Source organism: Pseudomonas sp. QLc11A, from assembly GCF_052112305.1.
Classification (GTDB): Bacteria; Pseudomonadota; Gammaproteobacteria; order Pseudomonadales; family Pseudomonadaceae; genus Aquipseudomonas; species Aquipseudomonas laurylsulfatiphila.
Genome location: NZ_JAVAJJ010000002.1, coordinates 257,846 through 274,738, shown reverse-complemented (window position 1 = coordinate 274,738; position 16,893 = coordinate 257,846). Strand labels below are relative to the sequence as shown.

Here is a 16,893-nt window from a genome sequence, read left to right as displayed (position 1 = left end):
TCATCGCGAGCAAGCTCGCTCCCACAGGATCTGTGTTGTTTCAGATGCCTTGGCTACGCAACCAGCTCATCAATTGCGGCAACGGGAAAGCCCCGCTCTGCCGGGCGACTTCCCGGCCGTTCTTGAACAGGATCAGGCTCGGGATCGAGCGAATCCCCAACTGCGCCGACAACTGCTGGTTCGCCTCGCTGTCCAGCTTGGCCAACCGGCACTTGCCCTCCAGTTGCCCGGCCGCCTGCTCGAACACCGGTGCAAACGACTTGCACGGCCCGCACCAGTCCGCCCACACGTCCACCAGCAGCGGCAGATCGCCTTTGATCTGGCTGGCGTAATCGCCTTGTTTCAATTCAAACGGCTTGTTCAGCAGGACTTCGGCCTTGCAGCGTCCGCATTTCGGGTGGTCGTTGAGACGCTCGGCGGGGATGCGGTTGAGGCCGTTGCAGTGGGGGCAGGGAATGAGGAGTGGGTCGGTCATGACAAGTCGTCCAGTCGAAAGCGAATGATCCTTATCTGGAGACAGGTCTCCAGATTTTCAATTGTGTGCGCCTCACGACGAACAACTGATCTCCAGATGCTTGCCCCATTCCGGCGGCCTCTCGGCGTAGCTTTCCATCCCCGGTTGTTCCTCGAACGGATTGCTCAGCACTGCGTGCAGTCGTCGAACTTCTGAATAGTCGCCGCTCTCTGCCGCATCGATGGCCTTTTGTGCCAGGTAGTTGCGCAGGATGTACAGCGGGTTGACCGCGTGCATCCGCTGGCGGCGCTGCTCTTGATCAAGTGCGCCTTCACGGGCGACCCGGGCGACATAGAGTTCGCCCCAGGCATCAAAGCCCTTGAGGTCGACGAAGTCATCGCGCAAGCGGGTGATGGCCAGCTCCGGTGCTTCATCACCCAAGCGGCGGAAAAACAGGCTGTAGTCGACGCCACTGTTTTGCATCAGTTGCAGCAGGTTCTCCAGCAGTTTCTGGTCGTCATCCTCCGCCGTGGTCAGGCCGAGGCGGCGGCGCATCAGGTCCAGGTAATGGGCCTGGAACAGCGGCAGGTAGAGGCCCAGGGTTTCGCGCAGGGCTTCGACGCTGATGAATGGCGTCAGGGCCTGAGCCAAGGCGCTGAGGTTCCACTGGCCCACCGGCACCTGGTTGCTGAAAGAGTAACGGCCCTGGTCGTCGGAGTGGTTGCAGATGAAGTTGGCGTCGAAGTCGTCGAGGAAGGCGAAAGGGCCGAAATCAAAGGTGATGCCCAGGATCGACATGTTGTCGGTGTTCATCACCCCGTGGCAGAAGCCATAGGCCTGCCATTTGGCGATCAGTTCGGCATTGCGCTCCACTATTTCGCGGAACATCGCCAGGTAGGGTTCCGGTTGTTCCAGGCACTCTGGGAAGTGCATGGCCAGCACGTGATCACCCAGCACTTTCTGCTGCTCGGGGCGTTTGGTGTAGTAGAAGTATTCGAAGTGGCCGAAGCGCACATGGCTTGGCGCCAGGCGCAGGACCATGGCCGCGCGCTCCTGCTTTTCGCGCCACACCGGGGTGTCGGAACCGATCACGCACAGGGCGCGGGTGGTCGGGATATTCAGGGCGTTCAGGGCTTCGGAAGCGAGGAACTCGCGGATTGACGAACGCAGTACCGCCCGGCCATCGCCCATGCGTGAAAACGGCGTCTGGCCGGCGCCCTTGAGGTGCAGGTCCCAATGTTCGCCGGCCTCGTTGTACACCTCGCCGAGCAACAGGCCGCGACCGTCGCCCAGTTGCGGGTTGTAGGAGCCGAACTGGTGCCCGGAATAGACCATCGCCCTGGGGATCGCGTCGGCCCAGAGCTTGTGGCCGCTGAACAGTTCGGCGAACTCCGGGGTTTCGGCTTCGGCCGGGTCGAGATCCAGCAGGGCCATGGCGGCGGGGCTGGCCACGACCAGGCGCGGATTGTCGATGGGCTCTGGCAGCACATGGGCGGAAAACGCGTCGCCCAGGCGGTCGAAGCGATTATCGAAGGTGAGTTCGTCGAGGGCTTTCAAGGACCGGCTCCAGCAGAATGTCCGAGCATTCTGCTGGGGAAAGACCGGTTAGTCGAGTTTGGCGGCGGGCGGTTCTTGCGCCGGCCTGCCGTCGACGATCGGCACGATGGTTTTCGCTTCAGGCTCGATTGGCACCATCTTGTATTCCTGGCCGTGCAGGTTCTTGAGGTAAACCTCCATCTGCCGGAACGAGATGTTGATGTGTTGCTTCTTGAACTCGCGGTTGATGAAGCGGTTGACCTCGTCGAGCACCGGGTTGCGGTCGCCTAGGTCGCGCACGTGCATGCGCAACTCGTGGTCGAGGGTGCTTTCGCCGAAATTCAGGAAGTACACATGCGGCTCCGGATCTTTCAGGACGCGCGGGTTATCCCGTGCTGCCTTGAGCAGCAACTCTTTCACCAGGTCCAGGTCCGAGCCGTAGTCGACGCCGAGCTTGAGGGTCACCCGGGTGATGGTGTCGGTCAGCGACCAGTTGATCAGTTGCCCGGTGATGAACGTCTTGTTCGGGACGATGATGTCCTTGCGGTCGAAGTCGGTGATGGTCGTGGCACGGATGCGGATCTTGCTCACCGTACCCGACAGGTTGCCGATGGTGATGGTGTCACCGATCCGCACCGGACGTTCGAACAGGATCATGATGCCGGAAATGAAGTTGGCGAAGATTTCCTGCATGCCGAAACCGAGGCCGACCGACAGCGCCGCCACCAGCCATTGCAACTTGTCCCAGCTCACGCCCAGGGTCGACAGGGTCGAGACGAAACCGACGCCGGCGATCACGTACGAGAGCAACGTGGTGGTCGCGTAGGCGCTGCCCTGGGCCAGGTTGAGCTTGGACAGCACGAAGACTTCCAGCAGGCCGGGCAAGTTGCGCGCCAGGGCGAAGGTGATGCCGATGATGATCAGCGCACCGAGCATGTCGCCGATGCTGATCGGCACCATGCTCATGTTGGCGCCGGTACCGCTGGTGTATTCGTAGAGGGTGATGTTGTCCAGGTACGAGAACACGGTGATCAGGTCGGCCCAGACCCAATACAGCGCCGCCATGAAGCCGCCGAGCAGTGCCAGGCGGATCAGGCGCAGGGACTGTTCGTTGACCTTCTCGATGTCCATGGTCGGCTCTTCGATCACCGTTTCGCCGTCGCCGGCCTCTTTGGCGGCCAGGCGCTTGGTCAGGGCGCGCTGGTAGGCCAGCCGTCGGGCCGCCACGCTGAGGCCGCGCACGAAGGTGGCTTCGATCACCAGCCAGAACATCAGCAGGTACAGGGTATTGATCAAGCGGTCGCTGAGCTTCAGCGCGGTGTAGTAGTAGCCGAAGCACACCGCCACGAACAGCGCGACAGGCAGGGCGGTGAACAGGATCCCCACCAGTTTGCGGAACAGCGAGGCGTTCTCGTGGGTCGGGCTGCTGATGAGCAAGCGGCTGAGCAGCAAGGTCATCAAGGCGTAGCAGGTGAGCACCACCGGCATGCCGAGCACGTCATCGGCCAGCGCCGCCGGTTGCTGTTCGGCAACGGCCACTACGGTCACCAGCGCCATCACCACGATGCCGAGGCGGCGGATCCATCTGCGCAGGAATTCCACCTGGGGCTTTTCCCAGCGGAAATGCAGTTCTGCCACGCCACCCGGCGCGAGGATCCGGTAGGCGGTGTAGAACACCAGCCAGGCCCCGGCCATTTGCAGCAGCGCCGCGCCCATATTGGCGTTCTGCCCACGGGCGTCGATTTGCAGGGCCAGCCCGCACAAGGCGAGGCCCAGGGAAACCGGCATCGCCAGCAGGATGTTGATCAGAATCGCCTGCGGGGTGTGCCACTGGCTATCGCGTTTGAAGTGACCGATGTCCTGGTGAACCTTGTTCAGTCGTGCGTACAGACTCTTGCGCCGCCACAGCAGTGCACCGATCAGCAGGGCCAATGGCAGGAACAGCAGCGGGCGTTGGGTCAAGCCGTCGGTCAGTTCGCTCAGGCTTGAAAGTACCGGGAGTGAGTCGAGTTGACGCTGGAGGCGATCCGGCACGCTGTGAATCCACTCCAGGTCCAGCGGTTTGTTGCTGGGAATCCAGAACATCTGCTCATCGAGCGTCGCCCGCAGGCTTTGTGCGGTGCTGAGCAGTTGCTTCTGGTTCAGTTGCAGGGTGATGGACTCATTGAGCACTGCGCTCAGTTCGCGATTGAGCCGCTCGAGCAGGTCGGCGCGGGTGGTGGCCAGTTCCATCAGGCTTTTGCGCAACTGCGGCGTGACTTGCTCGGGAGGCTGGGTCGACAGCAGGTTTTCAACGTAGGTAGTCGGATTGCTCAGCAGTTCCCGTTGCTGGCTGACTTCGAACTGATACAGGCGAATATCAGCGATCTGGTCAGCCAGGTTGCGGTCGAGCCGCAGGCGCGGCAACGCCTGTTTCTGTTTGTAGAGAATCTTCGAGAGCAGCAGGCTGCCTTTGAGCACGTTGATTTGCTCGTCCAGCGCCGAATCGCTCTGGGTCAGGCTGTCCAGTTGTTGCTTGGTCTGCAGGTTCTGCTGGGTGACTTCGTTGAGGCGGTCGGTGCTTTTGAGCAGGTAGTCCGAAAGCTTCAGGTTGGCCGCGCTTTCGGTGGCCAGCAGGCTGCTGCCACCGGCTTTCTGCGCTTCGATGGATTGCTGGGTGACAGTTTCCTGGGACAACGCCAGACGCTTCTGGTTGATCAGGGTTTGCAGTTCCTGGATTTCCTTGTCCAGGCGGTCGGATCGCTCCGACAACAGGTCATGCTGGCTGTTGCCGAGATCTTGCAATTGGGTATTGCCGGCCAGTTCCTGGCGGCGCAGCGGGATCAGGGCGTTCAGTGCCGCCAGTTCGGCATTGAGCTGGTCGCGCTGCTCGGCGCTCAGGGTCTTGCCGGCGTCCTTGCCGTTCTTGAGGATATTGTTGATCTGCTGGATGCGCGTCTGACTGGCGGATATCTCCGCCTGGGCGCGCTCGGGGCGGGTCTGGGCAGTGATGGTCAGGCTGTTGGCATCGCCCAGGGCTTTTTGCAGGTCGCTTTGCTGGGTGGAGCGCTCAGTGAGCATTTGCTCCAGCTGCTGGATCGACTCTTTGGCGAAGCGCTGCGCCACCGGCACCACAGGGCTGGCCTTGAGGCGGGTCAGTTCGCGCTGGTTCTCGATCGTCTGCTTGGGTGCAGAACTCAACGTTTGCTTGAGCTCGATCAGCTTCTGCTCGTAATCGCGCTTGTTGTTGAGCTGGTTCAGCGTGCCTTGCAGGACGGATTGCAAGGCCTTCTGATCGGCTTCCGGCAGCTTGCGGTCGGCAATCTTGTCCAGGCTCGCTTGCACGGCTTCGCTGGAGGGCGGTTCGGCCGCTTGTGCCGCTTGTGAAAAACCAAGGGGGCCGACAGAGAGACTCAAGCCCAGAAGGGCAATGGCGAAAAAGGAGCGCAGGTTAGGCATAGAGACCGGTCAAGCAAGTGAGAGTGGAAGCAGTTTAGAGGAAGAGTCCGGGACCCGGGCGACTTCCTTCGGGGAATCTGACGCCCACTTTGCCGATCTTGTTCCCGTCCATGACCGCCACGGTCCAGATGGTGTTGTTCCATTCCACCTGGTCACCCACCACCGGCGCGCCGCCGACTTTCTGGGCAATGAAGCGGCCAAGGGACATGTCCGGATCGATGCCTTCGACCTTCAGCCCATACAGGGCCGCAACCGCGGCCAGCTGGGCGTCTCCTTCGAGTACGAAGTCGCCGAAGAAGCGCAGATCGAGGCCCCGTTGGGGGGGCTGGCTGAAGAGTTTTCCGAGGGCCGGCAGGTTGTGTTCATGGCCGATAACACACAGCAAATCATCGACTTCCAGCACCGTACTACCCGACGGATGGAGTAATTGTTGACCACGAAACAGGGCTGCGATACGGGTGCCTTCGGGCATTTTCAGCTCACGCAGGGGCGAACCGATGCACCATTTTTCCGCGCCGAGGCGATAAATGAACAGCTCCCACTCGCTGGTAACGTGCACTTCCAGGGCCGAGCGCGAGATGGGGGCAGGCTCCGGAGGCACCGTCACCTTGAGCAGCTTGGCAACCCACGGCAGGCTCGTGCCCTGAACCAGCAGCGACACCAACACGATAAAGAAGGCGAGGTTGAAGTACAGCTGGGCGTTGGGCAGGCCGGCCATCAGCGGGAACACCGCGAGAATGATCGGGACTGCGCCGCGCAGGCCGACCCAGGAAATGAACACTTTCTCACGACCATGGAATGCCTTGAACGGCAGCAGGCCGACCACCACCGACAGTGGCCGGGCAAACAGAATCATCCACAGCGCCAGTGCCAGTGCCGGCAAGGCGATTGGCAGCAGGTCGTGAGGTGTCACCAACAGCCCCAGCACCAGGAACATGCCGATCTGCGCCAGCCAGGCCATGCCGTCGAGCATGTGCAAAATGCCGTGGCGGCTGCGCACCGGACGGTTGCCGATCACCAGGCCGCACAGGTACACGGCAAGGAAGCCGCTGCCGTGCAGGGCGTTGGTCAGGGCAAACACCGCCAGGCCACCGGCGATGACCAGGATCGGATAAAGACCGGTGGCCAGGTTGATGCGGTTGACCAGTTGCAGCATGAGCCAGCCACCGCCCAGGCCAATGACGCCACCGATGCCGAACTCGCGGATCAGGTGGGTCAGCAGGCTCCAGTGCAGGCCGGTCTGGCCGCTGGCGAGCATGTCGATCAGGGTGACGGTGAGGAACACCGCCATCGGGTCGTTGCTGCCGGATTCGATTTCAAGGCTGGCGGTTACCCGTTCGTTCAGGCCTTTGCCACCCAACAGCGAGAACACCGCCGCGGCGTCAGTGGAGCCGACGATGGCGCCGATCAGCAGGCCCTGGATCAGGTTCAGGTCGAACAGCCAGGCGGCCGCCATGCCGGTCAGGCCAGTGGTAATCAGCACCCCGACCGTGGCCAATGAGAGCGCCGGCCATAACGCCACGCGGAAACTCGAGACCCGGGTGCGCAAGCCGCCGTCGAGCAGGATCACCGCCAGTGCGAGGTTGCCGACCAGGTAAGCCGTGGGGTAGTTGTCGAAGATAATGCCGCCGCCATCGACGCCGGCCGCCATGCCGACGGCCAGGATGATCACCAGAATCGGGATGCCGAGGCGGGACGAAAGGGAGCTCACCAGAATGCTCGCACCTACCAGCAACGCGCCGATCAAGAACAGGCTGTTGATGGTCGTCGCATTCAAAGGCAGTACTCCAGAAAACTGAAAGGCGGGCACAAACTGACCATGCAGTCTGCGTGCCAGCGATTCTAACCTGTTGAAATGTGATGCTGTCAAAAAGCTTTTGAAACGCAGAACCCTGTAGGAGCGAGCTTGCTCGCGATGGGCGTCAACGATAACGCGTACTGCCTGACTCAACGCGTCGCCATTGAAATCATCGCGAGCGAGCTCGCTCCTACACAAGTTGGGGGCGGGCGACGAAGTGCAGGAACCAGATTGGCTTATCACAGTCTTTAAAACTCGCGAGGAAGGTCGCCCGTCAGCAAAATCAAGGCTTTGCGCCTGTATAACCCTGGCATCCACGGTGACTTTTCTTTATCGTACGCGCCCTTTGAAAAAGCCCGGAATATCAAAATGTTGGAAGCATCCCTAAGCCAATTGGAACAACTGGTCAGCGACCTGGTGCAACAGAACCAGACGTTGCTCGGCACCAACCAGACCCTGACTGCAGAACTGGCCCAGGCCAAGGATGAAAACGAAAGCCTGCAACTGAGCCTGATGGAGCAGGAAGAGAAACAAGGCGCCACGGCGGCTCGCATCCAGGCCCTGGTTGAGCGCGTCAGCGCAGGTCCTGTCAGCGCATGAGTTACAACGCCGCAGGGGTAAAAGTCGTCTCGATCCTGGGGGAGGACTATTCGATCAAGGCACCGGCCGGGGAAGAACAGACCCTGCTGGACGCCGCGATGATGTTGAAGGCAGCCCTGGCCGAAACCAAGAGGAAGTACCCGACACTGATCGGTGACCGACTGCTGGTGCTGGCGGCGATGAATCTGTGCTCCCAGCAGATTGAAATGCAGAAACAGCACAAGCTCGAACTCGGCCGTTACCAAGAGCAAGTCAGCGCCACGGTTGAGACCATCACCAAGACCATCAATCAGGGTTGATGATTGCCTGGAGGGTGCTTGCGTACGATTTGCAACAAGCGCCCTCACGTCACTTCAAGGCACAGTCAGATCAGACGGGACCCATCGAAATTCCGACAGAGTAACTGTCTGCTGATTTGAAATAGGTTTTTCTGATGACCTTACGGATCCGGTCTTCCATATTCAGGATGTCATTAACCTTGATCAATTGGAGCATGTCGTCATAGCTGATGAATTGGGTGGATTTCAGGGACTGCTGTGCGAGCGTGATTTCGATCTCAAACCCCTGAAACTTCTTCTCGATGAATGTCTTCGACAAGACGACATACACGTCGTCCTCTAGAAACACAGATTCGCCAATCTGAACATACCTGAGCATGGTATTTATCTGGATATTACTGTCGTTTTTAACTTCGTTAGCATTTTCGTCTTTCATCTTTGACTCCAGTTATTACGGTAATGGAGGTGGCATGTTACGAACACAAGGCCACGAAGTAACCTGTCATATCTGATAGTTGTGCAGAAAATGTGATGTGCAGTTGAGCTCAATAAATAATGTTTTAGTGATCAGCTGTATTGTTTTTTTGTATACAACAGGCACAACTGTTGCAGTGTTTCAGCCTCTTATTCTTTGGGGGTGCTCCATGCAGTTCTGGCGACGCAGTATTCAATGGCAGTTGATCCTGAGCATGGGCACCGCCCTGCTGGTCAGCATCCTGATCGTGGTTGGCATTTATACCCTCGTGGTCAACCGTCTCGCCCAGAGCTATCTGGTCGAGCAGGCATTGCCGTCGAGCATCGAGGCGATGCGCAACGATATCGAGCGGATCCTCGTCCAGCCCCTCACCGCCGCGAAGGATATCGCCAGCAACAGCATGGTGCGCAACTGGTTGGCCGGGGGTGAAGACAGTGCCCAAACCAACACCTTTGCCACCTATCTGGAAGGCATCCGCGCCGAACACAAAGCCTTTACCGCGCTGATTGTCGGCACCGCGTCCAATCACTACATCACCGAAAAGGGCCTGGACCGCACCCTCAGTCGATCCAATCCGAAAGATGCCTGGTTCTATGCGTTCCTCGACAGCAACCAGCCGCGCACTCTCAACATCGACAACGACACGGCCACCGGAGAATTGGCGCTGTTCATCGACCTTAAGGTCGAGCAGGCCGGTAAAGTCGTGGGCGTTGCGGGGCTTGGCCTGAGCATGAAAGAGCTGTCGGAGTTGATTCAAAATTTCAGCTTCGGTGAGCGCGGCAAGGTCTATCTCGTGCGTTCCGACGGTTTGATCCAGGTTCACCCAGAGGCGCAGTTCAGCGGCAAACGCACCTTGGCCGAGCAGATTGGTGCTACAGCGGCGCAAGCGGTGATGAGTCAAAAAGCCGCCACCAGCAGCGGCTTCCAGCGCGACGACGAAGACTTCCTCGCATTGAGCCTGCCGTTGCGCGATCTCGGCTGGACCCTGGTGGCCGAGGTGCCGCAATCGCAGATCTACGCCGAAGCCCGCCGTGCCATGTGGATGAGCAGCGGCATCGGCCTGGCGGTGGCGCTGGTGTGCCTGTTGCTGGTGGTGTTGCTGGCCCGAGGGCTGGTGCGACCGATTCGTCAGGTAACAGCGGCGCTGGTGGCCATCGGTAGCGGTGGTGGAGATTTGACCCACCGGTTAGATTCTAGTCGCGCCGATGAGTTGGGCGATCTGGCGCGCGGTTTCAATCGGTTCCTGGATAGCCAGCGAGACATGATCGGTGAAGTACTGACCACCAGCGAGCGCTTGCGCACCGCTGTCGGCCAAGTGGCGCGGGTGGTGGACAACACTGCCGAACGCTCTGATCGTCAGCAGGAAATGACAGACATGGTCGCCACCGCTGTTCACGAAATGGGCCTGACCGTGCAGGACATTGCGCAGAATGCCGGCAACGCGGCGTTCGCGTCACAAACCGCTCGTGATGAAGCGATACAGGCGCGGGAGGTGGTGGGAGGCTCTATCCGCCATATTGAAAGCATGTCCCGGGAAATCGGCGTCGCGGCCACGGCGGTGGCCGAGCTGGCTCATCAAGTGGCATCCATCGATCAGGTGCTGGCGGTGATTCGCGGGATTTCCGAGCAGACCAACCTGCTGGCGCTCAACGCCGCTATCGAAGCGGCGCGCGCGGGCGACATGGGACGTGGATTCGCCGTGGTGGCCGATGAGGTGCGCACCCTGGCGCGGCGTACGCAATCGTCCACCGATGAAATCCAGCAGATGATCGGCAGCCTCAAGCAAGGCGCGGAGAACGCGGTGACGTCGATGCATTCCGGGCAGGCTGCGACCGGCACGGGTGTCGAGTCGAGCCAGCGTACCGGCACCTCGTTGACCGCGATTACCGGGCAGGTGGAGCGCATCAGCGATATGAACCATCAGGTGGCGACGGCGACGGAAGAGCAATCGGCAGTCACCGAGGAAATCAATCGCAACGTGCAGGGCATTTCCGATCTTGCGCGGGCGACGGCGGGGGAGGTCAGGGCTTGTCGTGAGGATTGCCAGACGTTGCAGCGGGTGGCGGATGATCTGGCGCGGCAGATGGGTGGGTTCAAGCTGGGGTGATGTGCTGTCTGTGCTGACGCTATCGCGGGCAAGCCCGCTCCCACAGGGTTTGGTGTTGAACACTGGATTAGTGAACAACAGAGACTCCTGTGGGAGCTGGCTTGCCAGCGATTGGATTTCAAAGGCTACACAAGGCCGGGATCAAAACCACTCATCCTGCATCCCCAGGCAAACATCATCCCGTGCCTCAAGAATCGCCAACTCATGGTGACACCCTGGCACTTCCCATGTCAGGAAGTAGCGGGCTGCCTGCAACTTGCCTTTATAGAAGCTCACATCCGCTGCATTGCCCTTGGCCAGACCTTCCTCGGCACGAATCGCCTGTTCTAGCCAGCGCCAGCCAATGACGGTGTGCCCGAACACCTTCAGGTACAGCGCCGAGTTCGCCAGGCTGCTGTTGATCTTGCCCTGGGCCAGGTCGGTCAGCAGGCCGATGGTCACAGCCTGCAGGCGCGCCACCAGTTTCTCCAGCGGCTCGCGTAGTGGCGTCAGCGACTCGAACGCCTGGGCACGCTCGGCGGTGTCGGCGATCAGGCGGATCAGTTGCTTGAGCCCCGCGCCACCGTTCTGCGCCAGTTTACGGCCCAGCAGGTCCAGCGATTGAATGCCGTGGGTGCCTTCGTGGATCGGGTTCAGGCGGTTGTCGCGATAGTACTGCTCCACCGGGTATTCACGGGTGTAGCCATGGCCGCCGAGGATCTGGATCGCAAGTTCGTTGGCCTTCAGGCAGAACTCCGAGGGCCAGGATTTGACGATTGGCGTCAGCAGGTCCAGCAGTTCATGGGCCTGCTTGCGTTCGGCTTCGGTCTCCAGCGTCGTGGTGTCATCGAACAGCCGCGCCGCGTACAGGCCGAGGTCGAACGAGCCTTCAACGTAGGCCTTTTGTGTCAGCAGCATGCGTTTGACGTCGGCGTGCTGGATGATCGCCACTGGCGCAGTGTTCGGGTCCTTGCTGTCCGGCACGCGGCCTTGCGGACGTTCGCGGGCATATTCCAGCGAGTACAGGTAGCCGGCGTAGCCGAGCATCACCGCGCCCATGCCGACGCCAATCCGCGCCTCGTTCATCATCTGGAACATGTAGCTCAAGCCCTGGTGCGGCTTGCCCACCAGATAGCCGACACACTCGCCGTTATCGCCGAAATTCAGCGCGGTGGAGGTGGTACCACGCCAGCCCATCTTGTGGAACAGCCCGGCCAGCAGCACGTCGTTGCGCTGGCCGAGGCTGCCGTCGTCGTTGACCAGGAACTTGGGCACGATGAACAGCGAGATGCCCTTCACCCCGGCCGGCGCGTCCGGCAGCTTGGCCAGGACCATGTGCACGATGTTTTCCGACAGCGGATGATCGCCACCGGAAATGAAGATCTTGTTGCCCTTGAGGCGATAAGTGCCGTCGGACGCAGGCTCCGCGCGGCTACGAATATCCGACAGCGATGAGCCCGCGTGGGGTTCGGTCAGGGCCATGGTGCCGAAGAAACGGCCGTCGATCATCGGTTGCAGGAAGCGGCGCTTCTGCTCCTCGGTGCCGAAGCTTTCGATCAGGTTGGCCGCGCCCATGGTCAGGAACGGATAAGAGGTCGAGGCGGCGTTGGCCGACTGGAAGTGTGCGAAGCAGGCTTGGGACAGTAGCGTAGGAAGTTGCATGCCGCCGGCTTCGAAACTGCGCGCGGCGTTGAGGAAGCCGGCTTCGAGGAAAGCATCCACCGCCGGTTTCACTTCTGGAATCAGGATTGCCTGACCGTTCTCGTAGCGCGGCTCGTTCTCGTCGCCTTTGCGGTTGTGCGGGGCGAAGAACCTCTCGGCGATGCTGCGGGCGGTGCCAATGGCTGCATCGAAGGTTTCGCGATTGTGCTCGGCGAAACGTTCACGCTGGGTCAGGCCCTCGGCATCGAGGACTTCATACAGCTCGAAAGCCAGATTGCGGGAACTGAGCAACGTCTCGGACATGGCGGCCTACCTATTGTTGGGATGGGCCGAGTCTAAGGCTGGGAATAGAGGCTGAACAGGATGATTGATAAGGGTGATGTTGGAGCCGCGCAGAAACTTAGCAAGCGCCACAAACCACTGTGGGATCGAGCTTGCTCGCGATGGCGGCAGATCAGTCAATATTAAAGGTGACTGACAGACCGCTATCGCGAGCAAGCTCGCTCCCACAGGGATTGTTGCTGAACCGGGCACCTGTTGCAGGTGCCCGGATTGTCGGGTTTAGCCAATCGTCATCAAACTGGCATTACCACCCGCCGCAGCGGTGTTGACGCTCAATGCACGCTCAATCACCAGGCGCTCCAGCGCAATGTTGGTCTCGCCCTGCGACAGGCCCTGAACCCCAACAATCGCACCAGCACGCTTGGCAACCTGCTGGCAAACCGCACGCAACTGGTCGGAATGGCCGTGATGCACAACCGCGTCAAACACCACTTCGTCCTTGTTCCAGTCGGAAACCAGCTTGATGCGCGCCTGAATATCCTTCGGCAGACGTGCGAACAGTGCCTTGGTCAGTTCACCTTCCGGCCAGACCGCCGAACCGCCGACAGCCAGTACCGCCGCCAGTTGAGTCAGCAGGTCGCCTTCGACTTCCGCCAGGCACAGCACGTGTTCCCGTGGCAGGATCGCGTAGCTGTTGCGCTCGCCGGTCGGGCCGGCCAGAACGCGGGTGATGCCGCTTTGCGATTGCGCGGCGAACTGCACGCACAGGGTGCTCAGGTCGGCGAACTTGTGGCTGTCGGCCCAGGCTTTCAGGGCGGTCAGCGGCTTGCTCATGGCGTCGCGCAGTCGAACGTCCGGTGCTGCGGCGGCATCGCCACGAGCGAAGGATTGTTCGATCGCATCCGCAGGGCGGGTCGACAGCAGGCGGTACAGGTACAGCGGGCCACCGGCTTTCGGGCCGGTACCCGACAGGCCTTCGCCGCCGAACGGCTGCACGCCGACCACGGCACCGACGATGTTGCGGTTGACGTAGACGTTACCGGCATTGACGTTGTCGATCACCTTGGCGATGGTCTCGTCGATGCGGGTGTGCACGCCCAGGGTCAGGCCGTAGCCGGAAGCGTTGATCTGACCGATCAGTTGATCGATGTCCTTGCGCTTGTAGCGAACCACGTGCAGCACCGGACCGAAAATCTCCCGCTGCAACTCGTCGAAGCTTTCCAGTTCGATCAGGGTCGGCATCACGAAGGTGCCGCGTTTGACTTCTTCAGCATCGGCGATGGCCACCTGGTACACGCTGCGACCTTTGTCGCGCATGGCCTGGATGTGCTTCTCGATGCCGGCCTTGGCTTCGGCGTCGATGACCGGGCCGATGTCCACGGACAGACGCTCAGGGTTGCCGAGACGGCTTTCAGCCATCGCGCCCTTGAGCATTTCGATGACGCGGTCGGCGGAATCCTCCTGCAGGCACAGGACGCGCAGGGCCGAGCAACGCTGGCCGGCGCTGTCGAAGGCCGACGAAACCACGTCGATCACCACTTGTTCGGTCAGTGCCGAAGAGTCGACGATCATCGCGTTCTGGCCACCGGTTTCGGCGATCAGCGGGATCGGACGGCCCTGGCTGTCCAGGCGGCCAGCGATGTTGCGTTGCAGCAAGCGTGCGACTTCGGTGGAACCGGTGAACATCACGCCTTTGACGCGATCGTCGCCGACCAGACCGGCACCCACGGTTTCACCGCGACCCGGCAGCAGTTGCAGCACACCCTCGGGAATGCCGGCTTCGAGCAGCAGGCGCACGGCTTGAGCGGCGACCAGCGGAGTCTGTTCCGCAGGCTTGGCCAATACCGGGTTGCCGGCGGCGAGGGCAGCAGCCACTTGACCACTGAAGATTGCCAGCGGGAAGTTCCACGGGCTGATGCACACCACTGGACCCAGCGGGCGGTGAGCGTCGTTGGTGAAATCGTTGCGTGCCTGCACCGCGTAATAACGCAGGAAGTCCACGGCCTCGCGGACTTCAGCGATGGCGTTGGCGAAGGTCTTGCCGGCTTCGCGGGCCAGCAGGCCCATCAGCGGCTGGATCTCGGCTTCCATCAGGTCGGCGGCACGTTCCAGGATCGCGGCGCGTTCGGCGGGCGGGGTGGCCTGCCAGATCGGTGCAGCGTTGAGGGCGCACTGGATCGCGTTGTCGACGTCTTCGACGGTGGCTTCCTGCACATGGCCGACCACGTCACGCAGATCGGACGGGTTCAGCACGGGAGCCGGGGCTTCGTTGCTGGACGCGCAGCCGAGTATCGGTGCGGCTTTCCAGTGGTTGTGCGCGGTAGCAAGAAGCGCGCAGGACAGGGACGCCAAACGATGTTCGTTGGCCATGTCGATGCCGCTGGAGTTGGCGCGTTCGGCGCCATACAGGTCACGCGGCAGTGGAATGCGCGGGTGCGGCAGGCCGAAACCACCTTCCACGGTTGCCATCTGTTCGATGCTGGCTACCGGATCGGCTACCAGTTCCTGGATCGAAATCGACTGGTCGGCAATACGGTTGACGAACGAGGTGTTCGCGCCGTTTTCCAGCAGGCGACGCACCAGGTAAGCCAGCAGGGTTTCGTGGGTGCCGACCGGCGCGTACACGCGGCACGGACGGTTCAGCTTGCCTTCGGAGACTTTGCCTACAACCTGTTCGTACAGCGGTTCACCCATGCCGTGCAGGCACTGGAACTCGTACTGGCCCGGGTAATAGTTCTGACCGGCGATGTGATAAATGGCCGACAGGGTGTGGGCGTTGTGCGTGGCGAACTGCGGGTAGATGACTTCCGGCACCGACAGCAGCTTGCGCGCGCAAGCGATGTAGGACACGTCGGTGTACACCTTGCGGGTATAGACCGGGTAGCCTTCCAGGCCTTCGACCTGGGCGCGCTTGATTTCGCTGTCCCAGTACGCGCCTTTCACCAGGCGGATCATCAGGCGATGACGGCTGCGACGAGCCAGGTCGATCACGTAGTCGATCACGTACGGGCAACGCTTCTGATAAGCCTGGATCACGAAACCGATGCCGTTCCAGCCGGTCAGTTGTGGCTCGAAGCACAGGCGCTCGAGCAGATCCAGCGACAGCTCGAGGCGGTCGGCTTCTTCGGCGTCGATGTTCAGGCCGATGTCGTACTGCTTGGCCAGCAGGGTCAGCGACAGCAGGCGCGGGTACAGCTCATCCATCACGCGCTCGTACTGGGCGCGGCTGTAGCGAGGGTGCAGGGCCGACAGCTTGATGGAAATGCCCGGGCCTTCATAAATCCCGCGACCGTGGGACGCTTTGCCGATCGAGTGGATGGCTTGTTCGTACGAGGCCAGGTACTTCTGTGCGTCGTGCTCAGTGAGTGCAGCTTCACCCAGCATGTCGTAGGAATAACGGAAGCCCTTGGCTTCGAACTTGCTGGCGTTGGCCAGGGCTTCGGCGATGGTTTCGCCGGTCACGAACTGCTCGCCCATCAGGCGCATGGCCATGTCGACGCCCTTGCGGATCATCGGTTCGCCGCTCTTGCCGATGATGCGGCTCAGGGACGAAGTCAGGCCGGCTTCGTTGTGCGTGGATACAAGCTTGCCGGTCAGCAGCAAGCCCCAGGTGGCGGCGTTGACGAACAGCGAAGGGCTGTTGCCCAGGTGCGGGTGCCAGTTACCGGTGCTGATCTTGTCGCGGATCAGGGCGTCACGGGTGCCTTTGTCCGGGATGCGCAGCAGCGCTTCGGCCAGGCACATCAGCGCCACGCCTTCCTGAGATGACAGGGAGAACTCCTGCAGCAGGCCCTGGACGATGCCGGCACGGCCGCCAGCGCTCTTCTGATTGCGCAGTTTTTCAGCAATCGAGGCGGCGAGTTTGTTGGTGGCTTCGGCCATCGGGGCCGGCAGGCGAGCCTGCTCGATCAGCATCGGCACGACTTCCGGCTCAGGGCGGCGGTAGGCGGCGGTGATCGAGGCGCGCAGAACCGACTGCGGCAGGATGCTTTCGGCGAATTCGAGGAAGCACTGGTGGGCGTGATCCAGAGGCGCGTCGACGCTGTCGTCGGAATCCTTGGTCAAACCGCTCAGCTCGGTCAGGGTTGCACCACCCTCGAGTTTTTCCAGGTAATTGAAGATTGCCTGCTTGATCAACCAGTGCGGCGTGCGATCAATCGAGGTCGCGGCGGCCTTGAGGCGTTCGCGGGTCGGGTCGTCAAGTTTGACCCCAAGGGTGGTGGTAGCCATGTTTTTATCCTCATGTTTGCCACGACTGCGTGGCATCAGCTGGCGCCAAGATTA

The 16,893-nt window shown here is 61.0% G+C and carries 9 protein-coding genes and 2 pseudogenes; 4 read left to right on the top strand and 7 right to left on the bottom strand.

From position 1 onward, the window contains the following. Window positions 1-40 precede the first annotated feature (40 nt). The 4 genes from trxC to Q8X48_RS04075 all read right to left on the bottom strand — a co-directional run bounded on the left by trxC (window position 41) and on the right by Q8X48_RS04075 (window position 7,205). Complete coding sequence (gene trxC / locus Q8X48_RS04090; protein WP_407799758.1) at window positions 41-475, bottom strand: thioredoxin TrxC; 435 nt, start codon at window positions 473-475, stop codon at window positions 41-43. A 72-nt stretch (window positions 476-547) separates the two neighbouring features. Then, window positions 548-2,011 carry a protein adenylyltransferase SelO gene (gene selO / locus Q8X48_RS04085; RefSeq protein WP_407799757.1) on the bottom strand — a complete coding sequence of 488 codons (1,464 nt, stop codon included), beginning with the start codon at window positions 2,009-2,011 and terminating at the stop codon, window positions 548-550. 48 nt (window positions 2,012-2,059) lie between these two features. Then, on the bottom strand, window positions 2,060-5,428 hold the full coding sequence (mscK, locus tag Q8X48_RS04080) for a mechanosensitive channel MscK (protein WP_407799756.1): 3,369 nt from the start codon (window positions 5,426-5,428) through the stop codon (window positions 2,060-2,062). 34 nt (window positions 5,429-5,462) lie between these two features. Then, window positions 5,463-7,205: a potassium/proton antiporter gene (locus tag Q8X48_RS04075; protein WP_407799755.1), complete on the bottom strand. Its 1,743-nt coding sequence runs from the start codon at window positions 7,203-7,205 to the stop codon at window positions 5,463-5,465. A gap of 390 nt (window positions 7,206-7,595) precedes the next feature. Here Q8X48_RS04075 and Q8X48_RS04070 point away from each other — a divergent pair, with 390 nt between their 5' ends. Both Q8X48_RS04070 and Q8X48_RS04065 read left to right on the top strand, forming a co-directional pair. Beyond that, window positions 7,596-7,826 carry a hypothetical protein gene (locus Q8X48_RS04070; protein ID WP_007971835.1) on the top strand — a complete coding sequence of 77 codons (231 nt, stop codon included), beginning with the start codon at window positions 7,596-7,598 and terminating at the stop codon, window positions 7,824-7,826. After that, window positions 7,823-8,125: a cell division protein ZapA gene (locus tag Q8X48_RS04065; RefSeq protein ID WP_126048833.1), complete on the top strand. Its 303-nt coding sequence runs from the start codon at window positions 7,823-7,825 to the stop codon at window positions 8,123-8,125. Before Q8X48_RS04070 ends, Q8X48_RS04065 begins: the two co-directional genes overlap by 4 nt. 70 nt (window positions 8,126-8,195) lie before the next feature. Here Q8X48_RS04065 and Q8X48_RS04060 read toward each other — a convergent pair whose 3' ends face one another. Then, window positions 8,196-8,540 carry a hypothetical protein gene (locus Q8X48_RS04060; RefSeq protein WP_407799754.1) on the bottom strand — a complete coding sequence of 115 codons (345 nt, stop codon included), beginning with the start codon at window positions 8,538-8,540 and terminating at the stop codon, window positions 8,196-8,198. A 208-nt stretch (window positions 8,541-8,748) separates the two neighbouring features. Between Q8X48_RS04060 and Q8X48_RS04055 the strand changes: the two are divergent. Continuing rightward, window positions 8,749-9,822: pseudogene (locus Q8X48_RS04055) on the top strand (HAMP domain-containing protein); the annotation flags it as partial. A 345-nt stretch (window positions 9,823-10,167) separates the two neighbouring features. Continuing rightward, window positions 10,168-10,686: pseudogene (locus tag Q8X48_RS04050) on the top strand (methyl-accepting chemotaxis protein); the annotation flags it as partial. A gap of 141 nt (window positions 10,687-10,827) precedes the next feature. Here the strand turns inward: Q8X48_RS04050 and Q8X48_RS04045 are convergent. Both Q8X48_RS04045 and putA read right to left on the bottom strand, forming a co-directional pair. Continuing rightward, on the bottom strand, window positions 10,828-12,630 hold the full coding sequence (locus Q8X48_RS04045; RefSeq protein WP_407799753.1) for an acyl-CoA dehydrogenase: 1,803 nt from the start codon (window positions 12,628-12,630) through the stop codon (window positions 10,828-10,830). Between the two features lie 258 nt (window positions 12,631-12,888). Continuing rightward, complete coding sequence (gene putA, locus Q8X48_RS04040; RefSeq protein ID WP_407799752.1) at window positions 12,889-16,839, bottom strand: trifunctional transcriptional regulator/proline dehydrogenase/L-glutamate gamma-semialdehyde dehydrogenase; 3,951 nt, start codon at window positions 16,837-16,839, stop codon at window positions 12,889-12,891. Window positions 16,840-16,893 lie beyond the last annotated feature (54 nt).